Here is a 22822-nt window from a genome sequence, read left to right on the forward strand (position 1 = left end):
GCTCAGGGCAATCGGGCCGGCAGGTCGAAGAGCCGGAAGATCTCCTCGACCTGGTAGGCGATCAGGTTGGTGACCAGGCCGCCGCGAATCGTGAAGACCTGCAGGGTGTGCAGGGCGTACCCGTCGCCGTCGCGGACGTAGGCCGCCAGTGCCGGCTGGCCATTGGCCCCGATCGGCACCAGGCGCCAATCGCTGCCGTTGATGTCGAAGACACGCGCCATGAACCCGATGTAGTCCGCGCGCCCGACGTACCAATTGAGCATGGGCGGCATCTCCATGATCACGTCGTCGGACAGCAGCTTCTCCAGCGCCGCCAGATCGGCATTGCGGAACGCGGCGACATAGCTGTCGACGACGGCCCGCTGCTCGGCGCTCTCGGACACCTCGTCCTCGCGAATACCGCTCTGGCTCAGCGTCTTCCGGGCCCGCTGCAGCGCGCTGTTCACCGCCGCCGGGGTCATGTCCAGCGCCCGCGCCACCTCTGCGGCCGGCCAGTCGAGCACCTCGCGCAGCACCAGCACCGCCCGCTGCCGGGCGGGCAGCTGCTGCATGGCCGCGACCAGCGCCAGCCGCAGACTGCCCTGGGCCACCGCGGCTTCCGACGGATCGCCGAGCAGCGCGTCCGGAATCGGTTGCAGCCAAGGGATTTCCCCGCCGTGCACCAGTGCCTCACGCGGGTCGTCACCGGGTTCGTGGCCGAGTCCGGAGGGCATGGGCCGCCGACCGCGCTGTTCGAGCGCGGTCAGGCAGGCATTGGTCGCGATCCGGTACAGCCAGGTCCGCATCCCGGCCCGCTTCTCGTCGTAGCTGTCGCGTGCCCGCCAGGCCCGCAGGTAGGTCTCCTGCACCAGATCCTCGGCGTCCTGTACCGACCCGAGCATGCGATAGCAATGCGCGAGCAATTCCCGTCGGTAGCGGCCGGTGTCCGCCTCGAAGTCCACGTTCGCCATGCTCTTGCTCCTCGAATCCGGGCCCCTGCTCCGCGAATCCAGGCCCTGCCGAACTTTGTACACCCGCGGCGATGAATCGGGCACCGCCCGCCGGTAGGTACTCGTGAGTCGCTCACCGCGGCCGCGATCCGAGGAGGAAACCATGACCGACACCGCCGTACAGACCGACCGCGAGGCCGTCCTCGACGTCCTGACCAACCTCTACCGCGCCTGGGCCGCCAATGACGCGGATGCCTTCGTCGCCGACTACGACCCCGACGCCACCACCGTCGTGCGGGGCATGGTGAACGTGGGCCGCGAGGCGGTCCGGACCTCCATGGCCGCGGGTTTCGCGGGCCCGCTGCGGGATTCGCACACGGTCGACGAACCGCAGTCGGTCCGCTTCCCGGCCCCCGGCACCGCCATCGTGGTCAGCCGCAGCGCGGTGGTGCCCGCCGGGGAGACCGAGCCGCCGGCCGACGGCTGGATCGTGGCCACCTGGGCCCTGATCCAGCGTGACGGCCGCTGGCTGGTGACCTCGTACCACAACTGCCCCGCGTAGTCGCCCGAATGTCCGGCGCGACCCGGCCATGAGCGAGCCCCCTCCGGACAGGCGCCGGAGGGGGCTCGCACACGCATTCGCGTCGCCGTTACGGCACGACCTCGACGGTGTCACCCGGGTTCAGGTAGTTGAAGAACTCGCGCGCCCCATCCGGCGTCATGCGGATGCAGCCGTGCGACTTCTTGTCCACCGGTCCGATGTGGAAGGCGATGTCCCCATTGAAGAACACCGCGTATTCCATCGGAGCGTTGTGCATGGTGCTCCAGTGGAACGGCTTCTTGAACGACACATGGAACACGCCCGGCGGCGTCTCGAATCCGGGCATGCCGTGCGAGATGGGCGTTGGGCCGAAGACGACCTTGCCGTTGTCCATCAGCCACGCTTCGTTGCTGCCGAGCTTGAGGCAGGCGCGAGTGCCCGCCGTCTGGCACGGCGCGTTGACATCGCTGGGTGCGATGCCGGGGACGATCGCCGGAACACCGGGTACGTCCGGACCACCGGGCCACAATGGTTCGGCTTGCGCGGGCGCCGCCGCGAATCCTGCGACCGCCACACCGGCGATGACCGCCGATCGCGCCGCCAAGCCGAGGGAACTTCTGCTCATCATCGAGTTTCGACCCTCTCCTAACCTTGGCCCGCCGCCCTGTTCGATGCCGCTCTCAGGGCAAAGGGACATTGTTCGTTGGCACAAGCATGGGACCACTGGGTACCGGTGATCATTCTGACTGGTGGAAATCGAGATTCGCGGGATAAACCGCGACAGGCGCGCCGACACGCCCGAATTCACCGAACAGGTGGCAGCGTGCGCTGATTCGGGTCGACTCCGGTCGGCCGGTGCGCGCCATTGTTGGCGACATCCGGGCGCGGCGCGTTGGCGGATCCGCGAATCTGCTGGTCGTCGGGCGGATTGTCGCAGTAGTTCCAGCTGTTGAAGACGGGCACCGTGGCGATGAACGCGGGCACGGTCCGGGTCGGATAGTTGCACCACGGCCGCAGCCAGGCGTCCACGATGGTGTAGAACTCGCCGTCGTGGGCGGGCACGCCCATGGCGGAGGAGCCGACCACCAACGCCGGGAACAGGGCGCGCAGCGCGGGCACCCGCAACAGCGCGGCCCGCACGATGGCGGACATGGTGGTGGCCAGGCTGTGGATCGGATCCATGTTCCGGTCCAGTACCGCATCGGCGATGCCCAGCTGTCCGGGTGCGCGGTCGAGGAGTTGCCGCAATTCGGCGTCGGCGATGCGGGCCTGGTCGACCACGACCGACGTATTGCGGGTCAGCGTGCCGAGATCGGGCTGCGCGTGCGAGGTGGTGCCCGCGATGACGCGCAGATTCTCGATGAGGCTGACCGTCTGCGGCAGCCGGTTGTCCAAACCCGTGGTGGCGATGCTCAATCCGTCGATGAGGCCGCGCAGCTGATCGGGCCCGCCGCTGAGCGCGGTGTCCAGATTATCGAGGATCACCGCCAGCTTGTCCGGATCGATCTGCGCGATGAGCTCGCTGGTGTTCGTCAGCGTCTCGGAGACGGGTGTCGGTGTGGTGATCTTGCCGGGGTTGAACCGCACCACCTGCCCATCGTGCAGATAGGGCGGATTGTCGGTGTTGGGCCGGAAGTCGATGTACTGCTCGCCCGCCGCCGACAGCGCCGAGACCGCGATCTGGGTATCGGCCGGAATCCGGTACCGCTTGTCGATTTCCGCGACCGCCGACACCATGGCGCCGCCGCCGATGATCTGGATCGCCTTGACCGATCCCACCCGGTACCCGCGCCAGGTGACGTCGTTACCCGCCTGCAAACCGCCGGAGCGATCCAGCTGAACAGTGACGGTGTAGGTGCTGCCCGGTGCGCGCACCCGCGCCACATGGATCGCCAGATACGCCGCCCCGACTGCGAGTAGCAGGATCAGAGCCAGGTTCGAGATCAGTGTCTTGTGCCCGCGCAGCACGCTCAAATGGCCCGCCTCCACCGCTGATCAGCGCTAATCGGATCGATGCATAGCAAACACCAGGCGAAACTGCGCGCTATCTAACCACAGTCGGGGCGTGGAATCCGGCGTGGGCGGGCCCGGGCGGGGCGGACCGCCCTCGGGCACAGGGTGAGTGGTGGATCAGGCCGTCCCGTATGCGGCCAGGTGGGCCTCGACGGCCTTCACGGCGAGGCCGACGCCGTCCTCCGCGGCGATCCGGGCGGCGAGCCGAGTGGCATTGTCGCGCAGGGCGGTATCGGTGGTGGCGCGCTTCAGCGCGGCGGTGAGCCGGTCCTCGGACAGCTTCGAGTAGGGGATGGTGGCCGGGCTGACGCCGACATCGATCAGGCGTTGCGCCCAGAACGGCTGGTCGGCGTACACCGGCGCGCCGATGGCCGGCACGCCCGCGCGCAGGCCCGCGGCCGTGGTTCCGGCGCCGCAGTGGTGGACCAGCGCCGACATGCGCGGGAACAGCCAATCGTGCGGCACCTCACCGATGGTCAGCACATCGTCGCCGGCGACATCGAGTTGCAGCCAGCCGGTCTGCACGATGCCGCGCACGCCCGCCCGCCGCAGTGCGGCGCCGATGATCGCCGACATCCTGGCGCTGCCCGCGGCGCTGTCGACCATGCTGCCGAAGCCGAGGAAGACCGGAGCCGGTCCGGCGTCGAGGAAATCGACCAGGTCGGCGGGCGGCTGCCAGTCGTCGGGGCGCGGCGGCCACCAGTACCCGGTCACTTCCAGGCCGGGCCGCCAATCGCCCGGGCGCGGCACGACACTGGGCGAAAAGCCGTTCAGGATGGGCCATTCGGCCGCGGTCCGGCCGCGGCGCAGGTCGAAGGCCGAGATCGGCGGAAGTCCGAGTGCGCGGCGGAACCTGGCGATGGTGCCGGCGTAGAAGCGGTCGTTGAACCAGGCGCCGAACTCGCCGGCCAGCCGGTTGCCGCGGGCGCCGAAGTCGTAGGCGCCCAGGGCCGCCGGGGCGTGGGCGGCGGTCGCGGACAGCGGCTGGAATCGCAGACCGATCGAGGGGATGCCCTTGGCCTCGGCCAGCGGCAGGCCCGCGTACTCGGTGGGCGGCGGCAGCAGCAGCACGTCGGCGGGTTCGTCGAGCAGCGTCTCGATCATGCCGAGTCCCATGCTGTGAACGCCGCTGGGGGAGGAGAACTTCCAGCCTGCCGCGAGCCGGTTGATATCGGTGTCGGTCATATCGATGTCGATATTGAGCGGCATCTGCCGGAATTCGAGCCCGCACCCGGTGATCTGCTCGGCGAACATCCAGTGCGAGGCCACCACGACCTCGTGCCCGGCGTCGCGCAGGCCCGCGCCCAGTCCCGTCAGCGGGGCGATGTCACCGCGGCTGCCGATGCCGACCAGGATGATCCTGCTCATCGCACCTCCACGGTCTCGAGGATCGACAGCCACCGGGTGACGATGGCCCGCATCCGCTCGGCCCCCAGCCCGCCGTCGGGCGAATGCACCGAATAGTGCACCTGCTCAACGCCTTCGGGCTTGCTGGTGCCGAGGAACATGCTCAGATCGAACATGGTCAGCCGGGACTGTTCGCGCGACTGCGCGTCCGGAATCCACACGCCCACATCGCCGAGGAAGTTGAAGTAGAACTTGGGGAAGTTGAAGGTCAGGAAGTGCGGCCAGCTTTCGGGGTGATGCCAGCACAGTAGGGTGAAGTCCTCCGGGTGCGGCGGATAGGTGGCGATGGCGTCGCGCAGGCGCGTCTCGAGGCTGCCCGTTACCGGCCGCAGCAGCCAGGGGTAGTCGTCGGAGATCCAGGCGACCGTGCGCGACAGGTCGGTGCCCGGCCGCAGGCGGCTGTAGCGGCCGTGTTTCTGCACCTGGATGGGCCGTGCCACGCCGGTGGCGTCCTCGATGGCCAGTCCCAGTGCCACGAGCAGGATCCGGGTGTAGCTGGCGTCGTAGGCCGCGGGCAGCTCCACCAGCAGCCGCTGGGCCAGCGCGCCGTCGATGACGCCGTCGAAGTGTGCCGATTTCGGTGTGGCCGAACGGATCTGCTGATTGGGTTCGCTGTCGGAGGCCGCCAGCCAGTAGTCCCGTTCACCCACCCGGGTGGGCGCGTGGCCGTCGAGGAACTCCGCCCACTCCGAGCCGGTGGTGGTCTCGGGCGGCAGCGAGATCGCCTCTCCCGCTTCCCATTGCCGGACATAGGTGGCGATGTCGTCCCACAGCACCCACATGGCGACACCGTCGATGGCGACGTGGTGGGCGGTGAACAGCAGAATGTTCACGTCGTAGGAGCGGGTTAGCAGTACCGCGGTGACGACCTTCCCGGCGGGCGGATCCAGCCGCAGGTTGGCCCGGGCGGACTCCGCGTCGATCAGCTCCATGAGCGCGCCGGGGTCGAGGCTCTCGATATCGATGGTCCGCACGTCGACGCGGGCCGGGTCGATGACGCCACCGGATTCGGGTTCGATCTCGCAGGCCGCGCCCTCGCCGTAGCTGTAGCGACTGCGCAGGGCCTCGTGCGTGTCGATCAGGGTATTGACCAGCCGCTGAACCTCTTCCAGCCCCATCGCCACCGGCACCGGGCAGGGAATGGTGACACCGAAGACGGCCGGGTCGGGGTCCCAGGTCAGGAATTTCTTGGCGGCGGCCGTGAGCCGGCCGGGGCGCAGATCGGTCATGCTTGTCCTAGCGATCGGGTACTTCGAAGGCGAAAATTGTTGTGGGCCAGGGCGATCGGGCGATGCCGGTGGGCTAGCCGAGGGCGGGAGCGAGCTCGGTGCGTGAGAGCACCTCGTCGCCGAGCAGGCGCAGGGCGGCCCAGCCCTCCTCGATCGGCAGCCCGCCGATCAGGGGGTTGATCAGGATTTCGGTACGGCCGCGCGCGATCTGGTCCCGCAGCTCGCCGGGGGTGAGGATCTCCAGGTAACCGTGCGCCCGCAGCGCATCCACCGAATCCGGCACCGTCTCGTGCGGGCGCGGCACCCCATCCCGCCGCCACGACGCGTACTCGCGGATCTCGGTCAGAATGTGCGGGCCGTAGCTGCGCCAGGCCGCGTCCGGATCGGTGTGCAGCAGGGTGAGTCTGCTGCCGGGTTCGGGCTTGTGGACGAAACCCGCTGTGCCGCAACGCGCCAGCTCCCGGTGGTAGAGCTCCTCCACCTCCGGCATGGCCATCGGCAGCGACAGCGGCAGCCCGAACCGCGCCGCGCGGCGCGCGGCCGCCGCGCTCATCCCGGCGATGAGCAGTTGCGGATGGGGTGTGCTGCAGGGCTTGGGCGTGACGTCGAACGGTTGCCCATGGATCTGGATGGGTTCGTCCCGCCAGGCCGCGATCATGATCTCCAGGGCCTCGTCCATGAGGTTGCCCCGACGCCTGAAATCCCGGCCCAGCGCGGCGTATTCCTCGGGCCGGTAACCGATTCCGGCGACCACGGTCAGCCGCCCGCCGCACAGATTGTCCAGCACCGCCAGCTCCTCGGCCAGCCGCACCGGCTCGTACAGCGGCACCAGCAGCGCGCCGATGCTGATCCGCATCCGCTCGGTCCGCGCCGCCACCGCGGCGGCCAGCAGCAGCGGCGCGGGCAGCCACCCGGTCCCCGAGCCGTGGTGCTCTTCGCAATTGACGACCGTGAACCCGACCCGATCGGCGTACTCCGCCATCTCCAGCGCGGCCCGGTACCGCTCGCGATGCCCGGCCGCCGGGTCGTTGACATTGGTCATATTGAGCCGGAGCGCGGCCACCACGTTCATTCAGCCAATATCGACGCCGAAACCGCTGTCCGGCAATACTCTTCGCCGCCCCAGCCAGGTACTCGGCGCGGGCCCGCGACCACCGCGAGAGGCTCGCCGTCCACCGGTGCTATCGGCAGGGGTACCGGGAGCGTCAGGGGGATGCGACAGGATGCGGGGTGTCGTCGAGGAGGCCGAGTTGTGCTGCGCGGACACCGATCTGGAAGCGGCTGCGCACCTCGAGGCGGATCATGAGGTCGGCGATGTGGCGGCGGTAGCTGCGCAGCGACATGCCCAGCCGGCGTGCAGCGGCCTCGTCGATCAGACCGAGGTTGAGGGTATTGAGCACGGCGCGGGCGGTGGGGGTGATCTCGACGCCCGCGGTGTCGAGGTGCCCGGCCAGGCCGTGGCCGGACTGCCAGCTCAGCAGGGCGAACTGGTGCAGGGCGCGCAGCAGGGCTGGTTCGCGGACCAGGTAGGCGTAGGGGTGGTCGGCTCCCGCGCCGCTCCACAGCACCGCCACCGTGCGGTCGATGATCAGCACATTGTGAAAGTCGTTGTCGGTGACCCGGATCTGCGCGCCCTGCGAGGAATGCCGCAGCAGCGGCCGGCGGTCGCGCAGTTCCAGATAGTCGGGGGAGTAGAGCAGCCGCACCTGCTTGCCCGCGGCGAGCAGGTCGTCCACGACGACCTGCCCGAGCCGCAGGTGATCACTGGAGTGGGTGGGATTGGAGACCGCCACCACCGCCTCTCGCCGGGCATGGCGGAGCAGGTGGTGGACGTCCTGATCCCAGTGCCCCTCCTGGCTGAACCGGACGATGCCGGTGGCCTGGGCGCCGGTCTGCTGTCGCTGCATCACTTCCCCGATCGTGACACGGGCGCCGGTCGCTCCCGGTGGATCTGGCAGCTTCCTGCCAGCCGGGCGGATCCGGCCTCGCGGCTTCCTACCTTTCAGCCTATGCACATCAGTTTCAGCGATGAACAGAATCGGCTGCGCAAGCGGCTGCGCGAGTATTTCGCCGACCTCGTCACCCCGGAGGTCCGGGCGGCGCTGCGCTCGGGTCCCGGCGGCGAGCACGGCGACGGGACCGTCTACAGGGAGGTGGTGCGCCGGCTGGGCGCCGATGGCTGGCTGGCTCTGGGCTGGCCGGAAGAGCATGGCGGACAGGGCCGTCCGATGCTCGATCAGCTGATCTTCCTGGACGAGGCCGCCGCTGCGGGCGTGCCGGTGCCCTATCTCACGGTGAACACGGTCGGGCCGACCATCATGCGCTACGGCACCGCGGAGCAGCGGGCGTTCTTCCTGCCGAGGATCGCCCGCGGCGACGTGCACTTCTCCATCGGCTATTCCGAGCCGGATGCCGGGACGGATCTGGCCGCGCTGCGCACCCGCGCCGTGCGCGACGGGGACGAGTACGTCATCACCGGCGAGAAGATGTGGACCAGCCTCATCGAATACGCCGACTACGTGTGGCTGGCCGCGCGCACCGATCCGAGCGCCGGCAAGCACGCCGGGCTGTCGATCTTCATCGTTCCCACGGCGGCCCAGGGGTTTTCGTGGACCAAGGTGCACACCATGGCCGGGGTCGGCACCAGTGCCACCTACTATTCCGAGGTCCGGGTGCCCGCCGCCAATCTGGTGAGCGGGGAGAACCAGGGGTGGGCGCTGATCACCAATCAGCTCAATCACGAACGCGTGGCGCTGGCCTCGGCCGCGCCCCTGCAGGAATCGCTGCGGCAGGTTACCGAGTGGGCGCGCGCCACCGTCCTGCCCGACGGCTCCCGGGTCATGGACGCCGAATGGGTACGGCTGTACCTGGCCCGGGTGCACGCGCACGCCGAATATCTGAAGCTGCGCAACTGGCGGACCGCGTGGGCGGCCGATCGCGGTGCGCTCGGCCCGGCGGATGCCTCCGCCACCAAGGTCTTCGGGACCGAGTTCGCCATCGAGGGATATCGGCTGCTCATGGAGGTGCTCGGCGCCGAGGCGGTGATCCGCGCGGATTCCCCGGGCGCGGTGCTGCGCGGGCGCATCGAACGCTGCCACCGGTCCGCGCTCATCCTGACCTTCGGCGGCGGCGTCAACGAGGTGCAGCGGGACATCATCGCCAAGACTGCTCTCGGCCTGCCCGTCACCCGCTGAGAAGAGGAGTAGCACCATGGATTTCGAATACACCGACGCGCAGCGGGAACTGTCGGGATTGGCTCGTGAGCTGCTCGCCGACTGGGCCGGCCGCCATCCCCGGCCCGGCGACACCGGATTCGATCCGGACCTGTGGCGGGCCATGGCGGGCGCGGGCCTGCTGGACGCGGCGCTGCCCGAGCGCGTGAACGGCGGCGGATACGGACTGCTGGAACAGTGTGGCGTACTGACCGAGATCGGCCGGACCGTCGCTCCCGCACCGTATTCCACGAGTATCGCGGTGGTCGCGGCCACATTGGCCGAGTTCGGTGACGACGCGCAGGTGCAGCGCTGGGTGCGGCCGCTGCTGCGCGGCGAGACCACTGTGGCGTCGGCGCTCGCGCGTGACTTCGTCGCGTTCGAGGCCGAGTGCGGCGGGAACGGCTGGCGCATCCGGGGTTCGCAGTCGGTCGTTGCGGACGCGGCCTTCGCGGACGGATTTCTCGTCGAAGCCCGGTGCGGCGCGAATTCGCTACTGCTCCTACTGGATCGGGGCGCTGACGGCGTCACCGTGACCGGGCAGCACGTGGTGAACGGGACGGACGCGGCGGTGCTGGAACTGCGTGGTGTGCACGTCCCGGATCAGGATGTGATCTCCGCTCCCGAGGCCGCCGCCTGGGCCCGGCGCCGCGCGGCGGTGGCCGCATGCGCGCTGCAACTCGGCATCCTCGAAAGCGCCCTGGAGATGACCTGTGAATATGCCCGCACCAGAAAGCAATTCGATAAACCCATCGGCTCGTTCCAGGCTGTGCGCCAGCGCCTGGCTGACGCCCATATCGATGTCGAAGCCGTTCGCCTGACCCTCTGGCAGGCCGCCTGGCGCGAATCCCACGGGCTCCCAGCGGAATCCGAGGTCGACGTGGCGAAATTCTGGGCGGCCGAGGCCGGTCACCGCGTCGCCCACACCGCCGTCCACATCCACGCCAGCACCGGGATCTACCTGGACTATCCGATACAGCGCTACTTCACCGCGGCCAAACGCGCCGAGTTCGAGGCGGGCGGCGCCACCGCGCACCTGCGCACACTGGGTGCGCGCCTGGACGCGGATCCGTCCTGAGAGATTCGGGAAAGGGGGCCGGAGGCGCCGCCGGCCGGTGCCGGCGGCGGCTATCCGATCTGCATGAGCCGGATGCGCACCCCTCGTGCGCACGCGGACACGACCTCATCGCGCGCGAGTACCCCGGGTGTTGCAGACCCGGGGAACCCGCGTGTCTGCACGCTCCCACGGGCCGATAAAAAGCGAATAAACGTTCTCTATCCGGTGGCCGGTCCCGGTGCGAACAGCGTCGCCAGTGTCGGTGCGGGCAGCCCGGCGCGGCGGAAGATCTCGGCCGCGTCGGCGTGCTCGCGGGCGGCAGCCTCGTGATCGCCGCGGGCCGTGCGGGCGGTGGCGCGCAGGGACAGCGCCCGCGCCCGGTCGAGGGGATCGGCTGCCTTGCTCAGCAGCCGCAGGGCCTGGGTGGCCTCGCTTTCCGCGGCGGCGTCGTTCCCGGCGCGCAGGTGGATCTGGGCCAGCCGGGTGCGCGCCCAGCCCTCCCACAGGCGCACGCCGTTGTGATGGGTCATGCGCACCGCGTCCTCGGCCAGTGCCAGCGCGAGCGCGTGCTCGCCGAGCATCGAACGGGTGGCGGCCAATTCGTGGGTGGCCCAGCCCAGCGCGACCGCGTTCGACGACTCCTGGGCCAGCGCGATGGCCCGCTCGGCCACTGCCACCGCCTCCGCGTACTGGCCGGATTCGCACAGCGTGCGGGTGGCCAGGGCCAGGATCCACGCCTCCAGCGACCGATCGTCGAGTGCGCGGGTCCAGGCGATGGCATTGGCGTAGTGCCGATGCGAGTCCTTGGTATTGCCGGTGCGCCGATCCGCCACCCCGAGCAGGATCTCGGCCAGCACCTGCAACCGGCGCTCGGCGTCGTCGGCGGGCTGCGAAATCGGTTGCAGGAACTCCAGACTCGCCTCCACCTCGCCCAGCCCGATCTGCATCATGGCGCCCAGCGCCACCCGCAGCCGTCGCGCGCTGGCGTGGTCGCCGTCGCGGATCGCGGTGTCCAGCAGGGCCTTCAGGCCGTCGGCGAGCTCGCGGGCGCGGCTGCCGGTGTCCATGAGCTCCGACATCACCCAGGCCAGATCGGCCGCCAGCGCCACCGCCCGCCCGCCGAGCCGGGCCGCCTGGCGGTGCAGTGCGATGATCACCGGCCGTTCGACATCGTTCCAGGACTGGCCTTCCGCCCCGCCGGCGAAGGTGTGGCCCGGCACGGTGGTGGGCACCAGCAGCAGCGTGGTGTTGCTGTAATCCAGTGCGCCGAGCAGGTTCTTGGTGCTGGCCAGGTAGTAGTCCAGCAGCCGGACCACGATCTCCGATTCCCGTTCGCCGAGATCGCGGTTCGCGGCGGTCCCGGCCAGCCGGGCCGCGAACAGCCGCAGCAGGTCGTGGAAGCGGTAGCGGCCGGGCGCGGGCGTCTCCAGCAGGCTCAGATCCACCAGCGATTCGCACACCAGCTCGGCCCGCGCCACCGGCACGCCCAGCAGCGCCGCGGCCCCGTCGACCGGGAAGTCCGGCACATCGGCGCGGGCCAGCATGCGAAACGCCCTGGCCTGCTCGGTGTTCAGCTGCCCGTAGCCGAGGCGGAAGGCCGCCTCCAGGGTGAGGTCGCCGGTCTGCAGCACCTCTAGGCGCTGGCTCTCGTCGGCCAGCCGCTCGGCCAGCGAGGCGATGGTCCACTGCGGCCGCACCGCCAGCCGCGCGCCGACGATGCGCACCGCCAGCGGCAGGCAGGCGCACTGCTCGATCACCTCGTAGGCCGCACCCCGTTCGGCCGCAACGCGTTCGGCGCCCAGGATGCGGGTCAGCAGCGTCATGGCCTCCTCGCGCTCCAGCACGTCGAGGCGGGTGCGCCGCACCGCGGGCAGTTCGGTGAGCGCGGAGCGGCTGGTGATCAGCACCGCGGTACCCGGCGTGCCGGGCAGCAGCTGCGCCACCTGGGCGCTGTCGCGGGCATTGTCGAGCACCACCAGAATCCGCTTGTCGCTCAACAGTGTTCGCAGGTGCGCGGCCCGATCGTCCACGGCGGGCGGGATATCGCCCTCGGCGACCCCGAGCCCGCGCAGGAATCCGCCCAGCGCGTCCCCGGGCGGGATCGGTTCGGGGTCGACGCCGCGCAGGTTCACATACAGCTGCCCGTCGGGGAACCGGTCACGCACCTGATGGGCGATGTGCAGGGCGAGGGTGGTCTTGCCGACCCCGCCCATGCCGCCGACCGCCGAGATGGCTACCGCCGGTCCGTTGCCGGTGAGCTGGGCCGCGATCTCCTCCGCGACCCGGGATCGGCCGGTGAAATCGGCGATGTCGGGCGGCAATTGGGCCGGGGTGACCACCGCGCGGGCGGGCCGCAGCACGGGCGGCAGCTCGGCGCGCAGGATCCGCGCGTGCACGTCGCTGAGTTCCGGTCCGGGCTCCACGCCGACGCCGTCGACCAGGGCGCGGCGGGCGCGCCCGTATTCCTCGAGCGCCTCGGCCTGGCGGCCGGAGTGGTACAGCCCGGTCATGAGCAGTGCGCGGAAGCGTTCCCGCAGCGGATGCTCCTCGATGAGCGGCCCGAGTTCGGCGACCGCTTCGGCGCTGCGGCCGGTTTCGATATCGAGGGCGAGGCGGTCCTCGAGGATCGAGAGCCGCCACTGTTCGAGCCGGGCCCGCTGCCGCTCGGCATAGGGCCCCGGCAGTCCGCCCAGCGCGGCGCCCTGCCAGCGGGCCAGCGCCGACTCCAGGGTGTCGCGGGCGCTGCCCGGATCCTCGTAGCGCAGCCGCTCGGCCGCGGCGACCTCGTCCTCGACGTCGTGAATATCGGTGCGCCCGGGCGGGAGTCGCAGGGCGTAGCCGTCGCCGATGGAGATCAGCAGGGTGGAGGGTCCGCGATTGACGCGGTCGGGTTCCAGTTCGCGCCGCAGCTTGGCGACGTGGGTGCGCAGCGCGGGCACGGCGCGCAGCACCGGGTCCTCGCCCCAGATCCCCTCGACGAGCTCGGCGGCGGTGACCGCCTTGCCCTCGCGCAGGAGCAGTACCGCCAGCACGGCGCGCCGCTGTGGCGGACCCAGATCCAGGGGCGTGTCCCCACGCCATGCGCGGACCTCGCCCAGTACGGCAAATCTCAGCAAACCCGACCTCCCCGTTCGGGAGTCTAGAGGGGTCGAGACAGCGACGATTCGCCGACTATCCTGCACCGATTCACGCCTTCCCTCGGGGAATGGGTCCGTGGTCCGGACCGTCACCCATCCTGCGCGTCGCATCGGCCATTGGTGGGTCATTGGCCGCTTCCAAGCGGCGAGTCCGACTCTGATCGCGGGCGCCGCACCGAGACGGATGCCCCCGATCGTCTTGGAGGCACCCCATGCGGCTGAAGTCCGCCACCGTCATCGCCGTGTGCGCCGTGGCCCTGGGGCTGGCCGCCTGCGAGGCGCAGCGCGCGTCCACCGGTCCGGGCGGCGTCGGCACGCCGGCTTCGACCGTGGAACCCGCTGCCGACCAGCAGCGCGGGCACGGGCGCTTCGTCGCCACCACCGAGCACCTGACCGGCAGCGGCAAGGGCAGTGTCGGCTTCGACATCGACGTGCCGCAGGTACGGGTCGAGGGCACGGGCGTGAACTGGTCCGCCGGACGGGAATTCAACGACGCCATGGTGCAGGGGCTGTGGACCTACGTCGACCAGCACCAGGATCCCGCGGTGATCACCGACCCGAACAAGTCGAGCACGGTCGAGCGCATCGGGACGCACGTGCTCAGCGGGGTGCTGTACCTGCGCGTCGACTTCCACGGCGCGCACCCGGAGGACCGGCTGTTCTCGCATGTCACGAATATCGATACCGCGCAGGAGATCACGCTCGCGAGCCTGTTCACCAACGAGCAGCAGGGGTTGAATGTGCTGGCGGCGCAGACGAAGACGCAGCTGACCCGCACCCGGGTCGCCGATGTCGTCCGGTTCGACGACGTCAAGGCCGCCGCCGCCACCTTCCAGGTCTGGACCGTCACACAGGCGGGACTGCACGTGTACTTCCCGCAGGGGCAGGTAGGGCCCGAGGCGGCCGGCGTCGTCGACGTCACCGTCCCGTGGTCGGATCTGAACGGCGTGCTGAAGCCGGGCATGCTCGCGGTGCTGTCGAGCTAGCGCCGGTCCCGGCCGGCCGCCACGCCGATCGAAACCGGACGGCCGGTCGTCCCTGCCACGTAACCTGTGGACGTGGCAATCGGTGACACGTCGCGCGGCGCGGCGCGGCCCGGAATCGCGCTGGCCACCGTCACCGCGGTCCTGTTCGTGACCTTCCTCGACACCACCGTGGTCTCCGTCGCGCTGGCCGACATCCGGTCGGAGCTCAGCACCGATGTCGTGCTGCTGCAGTGGGTGGTCAATGCGTACACCCTGGTCTTCGCGAGCCTCATGCTGGCGGCGGGATCCCTCGGCGACCGGTGGGGACGCAAGCGGGTCATGGTCGCCGGGTTGGCGATCTTCTGTGCGGGATCGGTGATTTCGGCGCTGGCGGCGAGCGTGCCGATGCTCATCGCCGGTCGCGCGGTCATGGGACTGGGCGCGGCCGCGTCCGAGCCGGGCACCCTGTCGGTGCTGCGGCAGGTCTTCCCCGATCCCCGCGCCCGCGCCAAGGCGCTCGGGGTGTGGGCGGCGGTGTCCGGTCTCGCCCTGGCCGCCGGGCCGGTGCTCGGCGGCGTACTGGTCGGGGCGTACGGCTGGCGATCGATCTTCTGGTTCAACCTGATCCTCGGCGTGGTGGTGCTGGCCGCCGCGCTGCGGTACGTGCCCGAGAGCGCGGATCCGCAACCGGGGCAGCTGGATTGGCTCGGCTCGCTGCTCGGCGCGATCTTCCTCGGTGCGGTGATCTATGCCGCGATCAGCGGGGAGAACCGCGGATACGGCGCGCGCTCGGTGGTCGCGCTGTTCGTACTGGGCGGGCTCGCGTTCCTCGCGTTCGTCGCCGTCGAGAACCGGGTTCGCAACCCCGTCTTCGACTTTCGCTATCTGCGGCTCCCGCCGGTGCGCAGCGCACTGTTCGTCGCCTTCGCGGTCTACTTCGGGGTCTTCTCGATCTTCTTCTTCACCGCGCTGTATCTGCAGGTGATGATCCACTACTCGGCCGGGCGGACCGCGGCGGTGTTCACGCCGATGGCCGTGGCGATCATGCTCGGAGCGTTGGCCGCCGGATTCTGGGTCGCGCGTACCGGCGCTCGCACGCCGACGATCGCCGGCTGTGTCGTGGGTGCGGCGGGCATTTTGCTGACCCGGCACGCGCTGGACGGCACGGTGGAGTTCGCGCCGCTGGCCGCTACCCTGGCCGTCGCCGGTCTCGGGTTCGGCGTCGCCGTGGTGCCGCTCACCGCGGCGGTGCTGACCGGTGTACCCGCCGAGCATTCGGGCATGGCGGCCGCGGCCACCAACACCATGCGCCAGGTCGGGGCGGCGGTGGGCGTCGCGGTCCTCGGCTCGCTGGTCAACGGCTTCCTCACCGCCGACCTGCGGATCCGCCTCACCGAGCTGGGCCTGCCTGCCGACCTGCAACCCATCGCCATCGACGCGGTCGAACGCGGCCGCATCCCACCGGGCCTCGACCTGGCCACGGCCATAAAGTACGCACCGCACGTCCACGAGGTCCTGCAGACGGCGACCGTGGCCTTCCGGCACGGACTCGATGTGGCGCTGGTGGTTTCGGCGCTGGCGATCCTGACGGCCGGGGCGTTCACCGCGCTCACCGGGCACGACGCCGACTCCGTGCGCTGGTGGCGCGAACTACCCCCGGCCCTGGGGGCTTTCGTCATGGCGACCGGAATCCTTTCCGTCGGAACGCATCTCACAGGATACGAGACGGTCTCGCGGCTGCTGCTTGCGCTCGCGGGCATCATCTGGCTGGTGCTGGCCGCCGATTTCGTCTCCCGGCAGCTCTGGGATCACAACCGCTGGGTATCCGAGGCCGACACCCCGGCCGCCCTGACCGCGGTGGCCGCGACGACCGTACTGGGGACCCGGCTGTGCCTGCTCGGCTGGCAGGTCGTGGCCATCGCCCTGCTCGTGGTCGCGACGGTGGTGTGGCCGGTGCTGCTGGTCATGGTGATCCGGCACTGGAACCGGCGGATGCCCGGCGCGGTCTTCCTGGTCTGCGTGTCGACCGAGGGTCTGTCGGTGCTGGCGGCCACCCTGGCGGCGGACGGCGCCGGCGACTGGCTCGCCGCCGCGGCACTGGTGTGCTTTGTGCTCGGATTGCTGTTGTATCCGGTGGCATTCGGCCATTTCGACATCGCGGAGATCTGGCGGGGTGCGGGGGACCAGTGGGTCATGACCGGTGCCCTCGCGATCTCGGCCCTGGCCGCCTCGAAACTCACCGCCTGGCAGCGGTGGACGGGAACCCCGCACACGGTGCTCGGGGCAGTGACGCTGGCGCTGCTCGTCGTGAGCCTCGGCTTCTACGCGATTCTGGTCGGGGCCGAGGTGATTCGCTTCCGCCCCGGATACAACGTGCGGCGATGGGCGACGGTGTTCCCGCTCGGTATGACGTCGGTCTCGGCGCTCTCGACCGGCGCCGGGCTGTCGCTGTCCTGGGCGCGGACCCTCGGCCGTGTGCTGCTCGTGGTGGCGATCGTCGTCTGGCTGCTCGTCGTGGCGGAACTCGCCGCGACCCGCCGGCCCGGCCGTACCGAGCCCACTCGGCTCACCGGGGCGTCGGATCCCTGAGTGACGGTGTGCCGGATGGTGATCGGGAAAACCGATTGCGCCCGAGCCGATCCGCCCGGCACGATCGTCGGCATGTTCGCACAGTCCATCGCCGCATTCCCCGCAGTCGCGGGCGCGATGGCTGCTGCCCTGGTGGTCTTCGCATTCGACGGCGCACGACGCTGACCTTCTCCGGGACGTCCCGGGACCTCAGACGGGGAAGGTCGGCTCGCTGCTGAGGTCCCCTCGAAACCTTGACTCCCGGTTGGAGAACCAATCATGGCCAAGCAGGCCTATGTCCGCACCAAGCCGCACCTCAACATCGGCACCATGGGGCATGTCGACCACGGCAAGACCACACTGACCGCCGCCATCACCAAGGTGCTGGCCGAGCGCGGCGGCACCGCCTTCGTCCCGTTCGACCGCATCGACCGGGCGCCGGAGGAGATCGAGCGCGGCATCACCATCAATATCGCGCACGTCGAATACGAGACGGCCACACGGCATTACGCGCACGTGGACATGCCGGGGCACGCCGACTTCGTGAAGAACATGATCACCGGCGCGGCCCAGCTGGACGGGGCCATCCTGGTGGTGTCGGCGGACGACGGCGTCATGCCGCAGACCGCCGAGCACGTGCTGCTGGCCCGGCAGGTGGGTGTCGAGCACATCGTGGTCGCGCTCAACAAGGCCGACATCGCCGACGGCGAGCTGCTGGAGCTGATCGAGCTCGAGGTGCGAGAGCTGTTGTCCGCCAACGGATATGACGGCGACGGCGCTCCCGTGGTGCCGGTGTCGGGGCTGCGGGCGCTGCAGGGTGACGAGCACTGGTCGGTGCAGCTGCTGCGCCTGCTCGACGCTGTCGACGACTATGTGCCGATGCCGGTGCGCTACCTCGACGCGCCGTTCCTCATGCCGGTGGAGAACGTGCTCACCATCACCGGTCGCGGCACCGTCGTGACCGGTGCGGTGGAGCGCGGGCGCATACAGGTGGGCGACCGCGTCGCGGTGCTCGGCTTCGGCGGCACGATCGAGTCGGTGGTCACCAGCCTCGAAACCTTCGGCCGGACCATGGAATCGGCCGAGGCGGGCGACAATGTGGCACTGCTGCTGCGCGGCGTGCAACGCGGTCAGGTGGCGCGCGGCCAGGTGGTCGCGGCGGTCGGCAGCATCGCGGTGCACACCGGGTTCACCGCGCGGGTGCGGCTGCTGACAGCGTCCCAGGGTGGTCGGCGCACGCCGATCGTCACAGGATACCGGCCGCAGTTCTTCGTCCGCACCGGTGACGTCTCCGGTCAGGTGGCGGTGCCGGAGGGCCGCGCGATGCCGGGCGAGACCGTCGAGGTGGCGGTCACACTCGACCGCGCGATCCCGCTGGAGCCCGGGCTCGGCTTCGCGGTCCGTGAGGGCAACCTGACGGTCGCCGCGGGGACGGTCCTCACCGTCGACCGCTAGCGGCGAACGGATCCCGGCCACCGAGTGTGGCCGGGGTTCTCTCATCCCGCGTGCGAATCGTCCTCGACGATGGGGTCCATGGAACGTGGGCACTATGGGGACGACCATCGGGCATTCGCCGAACTGGCACGGGGTTTCGTGCGCAAGGAGGTCGCGCCGCACTATCTGGAGTGGGAAGAGGCGGGGATCGTGCCGCGCTCGGTCTTCGCGCGGGCGGGCGAGCTGGGGCTGCTCGGATTCGCGGTACCGCAGACCTACGGCGGGCTGGGGGTGGCGGACTTCCGCTTCAATCAGATCCTCATCGAGGAATTCATGGCGGGCGACGGCGCGGGAGTCGGGCTGAATTTCGCGCTGCACAATGACATCTGCACGCCATATCTGGTGGAACTGACCACCGAGGAGCAGCGGCAGCGGTGGCTGCCGGGATTCGTAGCGGGGACGCTGATCGCCGCGATCGGCATGACCGAGCCGGGCGCGGGGTCGGATGTCGCCGGAATCCGGACGGCCGCAGTGGATATGGGCGATCACTTCCTGGTGAACGGCGCGAAGACGTTCATTACCAATGGGATCAATGCCGATCTGGTGATCACGGCGGTCCGGACCTCCGCCGAGCGGCACAAGGGCGTGACCCTGATGGTGCTGGAACGCGGGATGGCGGGCTTCGAACGGGGGCGCAACCTCGAGAAACTCGGCTTGCACTCGCAGGACACGGCCGAGTTGAGCTTCACCGACGTTCGCGTGCCCAAGGAGAATGTGCTGGGTGAGGTGGGGCGCGGCTTCGAATACCTGATGCGCAAGCTGGCTCAGGAGCGCATGCAGATCTCGGTGGCCTGTCTGGCGCGGGCGCGGGTGGCGCTGCGCACGACCATCGAATACGTCGGCGGCCGTGAGGCTTTCGGGCAGCCGATCGGGGGGTTTCAGAACACCAAGTTCGCCCTCGCCGATGTTGCCACCGAGGTCTCGGTCGCCGAGGCGTTCATCGACAAGTGCGTGCTCGAGCTGAACGCCGGTCGGCTCACGCCGGCCGATGCGGCCAAGGCCAAACTGTGGGCTTCGGAGATGGAATTCCGGTGTATCGATCGGTGTCAGCAGTTGTTCGGTGGGTATGGGTACATGCGCGAGTATCCGATTGCGCGGGCGGCGGCTGATGCGCGTATTACTCGTGTGTATGGCGGAACCTCCGAGATTATGCGCGAGATAATCGGCCGTGACCTGAATTTGACCGACCGGTCTCGGGGTGGTAATTAACGAATCATATTGCGATACTGGACAATTCGGATTCATTGAATGATCTTCGAGCGGTAGAATGGGGGTATGGATTGGGGCGGGCAAATCATCGACGACATCACCGCGGTGGACGCGGTCGGTGTGGTGGGTGACGCGCTCGATGTGCTGATTCAGGATCCGCTGGGGCCGATCGGTGATGACGACCTGCTGGACGTGATGCGGGAATGGGAAAGCCACCGCCGTCGCATGGCCGCGTTCGAGCACAAACTGATTCGTGAGGTCGAGAACCGCAACCTGCCCGAAAAAGCGGGAGTGAAGCAGACCTCGACATTCCTCGCTCAAACGGCCCTGGGATGTCTAACCCGCCGGTCGAGCCTCACCGAAGGTGGGGCCCTTCGGGCTGCCTGCACCGCCCGCGGCCTCGGCCACCACGCCGCACTACGTCAACTGGCCAACCGGCTCGTCGGCATACTGCACGGCTGCCTCAGGACCCGCAGTCACTCCGACGAGACAGCCGCCTGTCACACCACCTCGAAAACACCACCGCCGCTTGACAACCTACGGACCTGGGATGTCTACCGGACTGGGGCTCACACCAAGTTGGGAGCCGCTAGCCGCCGATCCCGGCCCGGGCACGGATCACCTTCTACAGACGCACCGACGTCGAGCTTCAAAATGGTGGGGCTGGAAGGTGAGTTCGGCCTCGCAAGCTCGGCCCCGTCTCTCCTCCAGGCATCTTTCGTCCTTTGATCTTTTCTCTCTTTGGTTCTTGGCTTCTTCGGCTTTTGGTTCTTATCGTTTGAGCCCTTGGGCGGTAGCGATCAGCCGCTCCATCGCAGTGCGGGGCAGGATGCGGCGAATTGCGAACATCAGCGGGGCATTGCTTCCTACCGCGTACAGCGGGTTGGGCCGGTCCGAGTCGGCTGCTGCCACAATGGTTTCCGCGACCTTCTCGGGCGGGATCCCCTTGCTCATCTGGCTGTCGAGCTTGGCCATGAACTTGGTGAATTCTGCGGCGTGCGGAGAGCCGTCAGCGATGTACTTCATCCGTCGCTCGCTCAGGCCGGTGTCGATCTGGCCGGGTTCCACGGTGGTGATCCAGACCCCGTACGGCGACTCTTCGAAACGGGCGGCGGTCGCGAATCCGCGCAGTGCCGCCTTTGTCGCAACGTACGAGGAGCGGTAGGGCATGGGGAAGCTGCCCAGCATGGAACCGACCATGACAACCCGCCCGTAGCCTCGCTCGCGCATCCCGGGCAGCACCGCCTGTGTCAGCGATACCGCACCGAACACGTTGAGCTGGAACAGCCTTTCGATCGCTTCCCGGGGCAGTTCGGCGAGCGGTCCGGCCTGGCTCTCTCCGGCGTTGTTGATCAGTATGTCGATCGCGCCGAGTTCGGTGGTGAAGCGGTCGATCGAGGCGAGGTCGGTGATGTCCAGTGCGCGGTATTCGACTCCGGCCACGCGGTCGGCGGCGGCGATGGAGTCGGGGTTGCGGCTGGTGCCGATCACCTTGTGGCCGCGGGCCGCGAAGGCAGCGGCGGTGGCCTTGCCGATGCCGGAGGACGCGCCGGTGACCACCACGGTACGGGTCGTGTTGCTGCTCATACGGCAGACGTTATCGGGCTCGGCGGGACTCCGGCCAGGTGGTGGGTCGGTGTTGCGTCTGGATGTCGGGCCATGAACGCAGGACCTCGGTGCAGTGGGCCTGGCGGCGTTCCGCAGCCGACTCGCTGGTAACCGACCGGATGCCGAGCCAAATGCCGATGCCGAAGGCGGGTGCCGTCAGCGCGGGAATTAGCAGGATGGCGGTGACGCTCATGGTGGGCAGGCCTCGATTGCTGGTCGTCGTCCGGACCGGATGTGGGTGAATCGCACGGGGGCACCGGCTGTTACGTGACGAATCGCGTGTCGACCGAAACGCATCATGTGTCGCATTCGAATCTGCCGGTTGCGCCACACCGGACGGTCTCTCGTTGATATGTTTCGCCAACCCGATGGGGAACAGACATTTGGTCGGGAGTAGTCGAAGAGGACGACGCGTACATGTTCGACTGGGATCTAGTCAGGAACACCTCCGGCGTGCACATCGTGGCGCGGCTCGCGGAGGAACGGGGGATGCCGGTGGGGGAGTGCCTGGCCGGCACGGGAGTGCCGCCCGAGGCGGTGATCGATCGATACGCGGAACTGTCTGCGCGGCAAGAACTTACGGTGGTGCACAATCTGCTCGCCCGATTCGGGGACGAATCGGGGCTGGGCGTGGAGGCAGGGCTCGGCTATCGCGTCTCGCTGCACGGACCGTGGGGGCTGGCACTGCTGGCCAGCCGCACGCTGCGGGACGCCGTGCAGGTTGCCCTGCACTGCGTGGAGCCGGCCTTCGCCTTCGGGCGGTTGAGCTTCGAGGAGGCGGACGGCGAAGGGCGGCTGCGGTTCGATGATTGGGAGTTTCCCGAGGATGTCCGCGCCTTTCTGGGCGAGCGGGTCATGACCGGTGTTCAGGTGATCGCCCGGGAATTGTTCTCGGTGGGAGTTCCGGTGCGGCGCTTGAGTTTCCGGCACGGCGCGCCCGCCGATACCACGCGATATCGGTCGGTCTTCGGGGTGGAGCCGGACTTCGGCGCGGCCGGCACCGAACTCGCGTTCGACGCCGCCCACCTGGATGTGGCGCTGCCGCAGGCCAACGAGTGGGCGCGCAGTCGGTGCGAGCAGATGTGCCGGGACCTGCTGGCCCGCCGCCACGCTCGTACCGGCGTCGCGGGCGCGGTGCGGGATCTGCTGATCCGCAATCCGGGGGTGCTTCCGGATCAGTCGGCGGTGGCGGCCGAGATGTATGTCAGTGCGCGCACGCTGTCGCGGCGGCTCCACGAGGAGGGCACCTCCTTCCGCACACTGCTCGACGAGGTGCGGCAGGCGCTGTCGGAGGAACTGCTCGACCGGACCGATATGACCACCGAGCAGGTGGCGGGGCGGCTGGGCTACGCCGAGGCCGCCTCCTTCATCCGGGCCTTCCGGCGATGGCAGGGTTGTCCGCCCCAGGAGTATCGCGCGCGCGGGAGGATGCCCGAGCTGGTGTAGCCGCGGC

General features: G+C 69.2%; 19 protein-coding genes. 10 read left to right on the forward strand and 9 right to left on the reverse strand.

Going from position 1 to position 22822, the window contains the following annotated elements; genetic code table 11:
• Positions 1 to 2 precede the first annotated feature (2 nt).
• The gene (locus ACFXN1_RS17820) at positions 3 to 992 is read right to left on the reverse strand and encodes a sigma-70 family RNA polymerase sigma factor (RefSeq protein WP_379439797.1); all 990 of its coding nucleotides are present in this window, start codon (positions 990 to 992) and stop codon (positions 3 to 5) included.
• A gap of 100 nt (positions 993 to 1092) precedes the next feature.
• Here ACFXN1_RS17820 and ACFXN1_RS17825 point away from each other — a divergent pair, with 100 nt between their 5' ends.
• Positions 1093 to 1491 (forward strand): SgcJ/EcaC family oxidoreductase, encoded by a 399-nt coding sequence (locus tag ACFXN1_RS17825; protein ID WP_379439771.1) that lies wholly within the window; start codon positions 1093 to 1095, stop codon positions 1489 to 1491.
• An 88-nt stretch (positions 1492 to 1579) separates the two neighbouring features.
• Here ACFXN1_RS17825 and ACFXN1_RS17830 read toward each other — a convergent pair whose 3' ends face one another.
• The 6 genes from ACFXN1_RS17830 to ACFXN1_RS17855 all read right to left on the reverse strand — a co-directional run bounded on the left by ACFXN1_RS17830 (position 1580) and on the right by ACFXN1_RS17855 (position 8029).
• The gene (locus ACFXN1_RS17830; protein ID WP_354846312.1) at positions 1580 to 2095 is read right to left on the reverse strand and encodes a L,D-transpeptidase; all 516 of its coding nucleotides are present in this window, start codon (positions 2093 to 2095) and stop codon (positions 1580 to 1582) included.
• 179 nt (positions 2096 to 2274) lie between these two features.
• The gene (locus ACFXN1_RS17835) at positions 2275 to 3438 is read right to left on the reverse strand and encodes an MlaD family protein (protein ID WP_379439798.1); all 1164 of its coding nucleotides are present in this window, start codon (positions 3436 to 3438) and stop codon (positions 2275 to 2277) included.
• A 162-nt stretch (positions 3439 to 3600) separates the two neighbouring features.
• Positions 3601 to 4851, reverse strand: coding sequence for a glycosyltransferase (locus tag ACFXN1_RS17840; protein WP_379439773.1), 1251 nt, complete (start codon positions 4849 to 4851; stop codon positions 3601 to 3603).
• On the reverse strand, positions 4848 to 6119 hold the full coding sequence (locus ACFXN1_RS17845; RefSeq protein WP_379439774.1) for a condensation domain-containing protein: 1272 nt from the start codon (positions 6117 to 6119) through the stop codon (positions 4848 to 4850). Before ACFXN1_RS17845 ends, ACFXN1_RS17840 begins: the two co-directional genes overlap by 4 nt.
• A gap of 73 nt (positions 6120 to 6192) precedes the next feature.
• Entirely contained in the window at positions 6193 to 7191 is a 999-nt protein-coding gene (locus ACFXN1_RS17850; protein WP_379439776.1) for an LLM class flavin-dependent oxidoreductase, read from the reverse strand.
• Between the two features lie 133 nt (positions 7192 to 7324).
• A complete protein-coding gene (locus tag ACFXN1_RS17855) occupies positions 7325 to 8029 on the reverse strand; it encodes a hypothetical protein (protein WP_379439777.1) in 705 nt (234 codons plus the stop codon).
• 99 nt (positions 8030 to 8128) lie between these two features.
• Here ACFXN1_RS17855 and ACFXN1_RS17860 point away from each other — a divergent pair, with 99 nt between their 5' ends.
• Together ACFXN1_RS17860 and ACFXN1_RS17865 are read left to right on the forward strand one after the other, a co-directional pair.
• Complete coding sequence (locus ACFXN1_RS17860) at positions 8129 to 9313, forward strand: acyl-CoA dehydrogenase family protein (RefSeq protein WP_379439778.1); 1185 nt, start codon at positions 8129 to 8131, stop codon at positions 9311 to 9313.
• 16 nt (positions 9314 to 9329) lie between these two features.
• Complete coding sequence (locus ACFXN1_RS17865; RefSeq protein ID WP_379439779.1) at positions 9330 to 10409, forward strand: acyl-CoA dehydrogenase family protein; 1080 nt, start codon at positions 9330 to 9332, stop codon at positions 10407 to 10409.
• A 197-nt stretch (positions 10410 to 10606) separates the two neighbouring features.
• Here ACFXN1_RS17865 and ACFXN1_RS17870 read toward each other — a convergent pair whose 3' ends face one another.
• On the reverse strand, positions 10607 to 13504 hold the full coding sequence (locus tag ACFXN1_RS17870; RefSeq protein WP_379439780.1) for a BTAD domain-containing putative transcriptional regulator: 2898 nt from the start codon (positions 13502 to 13504) through the stop codon (positions 10607 to 10609).
• A 233-nt stretch (positions 13505 to 13737) separates the two neighbouring features.
• Here ACFXN1_RS17870 and ACFXN1_RS17875 point away from each other — a divergent pair, with 233 nt between their 5' ends.
• The 6 genes from ACFXN1_RS17875 to ACFXN1_RS17900 all read left to right on the forward strand — a co-directional run bounded on the left by ACFXN1_RS17875 (position 13738) and on the right by ACFXN1_RS17900 (position 20490).
• Positions 13738 to 14511, forward strand: a complete 774-nt coding sequence (locus ACFXN1_RS17875; protein WP_379439781.1) for an RsiV family protein — start codon at positions 13738 to 13740, stop codon at positions 14509 to 14511.
• Positions 14512 to 14583: 72 nt separating this feature from the next.
• Positions 14584 to 17079, forward strand: coding sequence for an MFS transporter (locus ACFXN1_RS17880; protein WP_379439782.1), 2496 nt, complete (start codon positions 14584 to 14586; stop codon positions 17077 to 17079).
• A gap of 15 nt (positions 17080 to 17094) precedes the next feature.
• A complete protein-coding gene (locus ACFXN1_RS17885) occupies positions 17095 to 17244 on the forward strand; it encodes a hypothetical protein (RefSeq protein WP_379403566.1) in 150 nt (49 codons plus the stop codon).
• 93 nt (positions 17245 to 17337) lie between these two features.
• Positions 17338 to 18513: an elongation factor Tu gene (gene tuf / locus ACFXN1_RS17890; RefSeq protein WP_379439783.1), complete on the forward strand. Its 1176-nt coding sequence runs from the start codon at positions 17338 to 17340 to the stop codon at positions 18511 to 18513.
• Between the two features lie 78 nt (positions 18514 to 18591).
• Positions 18592 to 19761: an acyl-CoA dehydrogenase family protein gene (locus tag ACFXN1_RS17895; RefSeq protein WP_379439784.1), complete on the forward strand. Its 1170-nt coding sequence runs from the start codon at positions 18592 to 18594 to the stop codon at positions 19759 to 19761.
• Positions 19762 to 19827: 66 nt separating this feature from the next.
• Positions 19828 to 20490, forward strand: coding sequence for a hypothetical protein (locus ACFXN1_RS17900; protein ID WP_379439803.1), 663 nt, complete (start codon positions 19828 to 19830; stop codon positions 20488 to 20490).
• 42 nt (positions 20491 to 20532) lie between these two features.
• On the opposite strand, the gene ACFXN1_RS17905 is transcribed toward ACFXN1_RS17900, so the two are convergent.
• Positions 20533 to 21348, reverse strand: coding sequence for an SDR family oxidoreductase (locus ACFXN1_RS17905; RefSeq protein ID WP_379439785.1), 816 nt, complete (start codon positions 21346 to 21348; stop codon positions 20533 to 20535).
• Between the two features lie 438 nt (positions 21349 to 21786).
• Here ACFXN1_RS17905 and ACFXN1_RS17910 point away from each other — a divergent pair, with 438 nt between their 5' ends.
• Positions 21787 to 22815: an AraC family transcriptional regulator gene (locus tag ACFXN1_RS17910; protein WP_379439787.1), complete on the forward strand. Its 1029-nt coding sequence runs from the start codon at positions 21787 to 21789 to the stop codon at positions 22813 to 22815.
• Positions 22816 to 22822: the final 7 nt, after the last annotated feature.

It is taken from the genome of Nocardia sp. NPDC059154, from assembly GCF_042755705.1.
In the GTDB taxonomy this organism is placed as follows: domain Bacteria; phylum Actinomycetota; class Actinomycetes; order Mycobacteriales; family Mycobacteriaceae; genus Nocardia.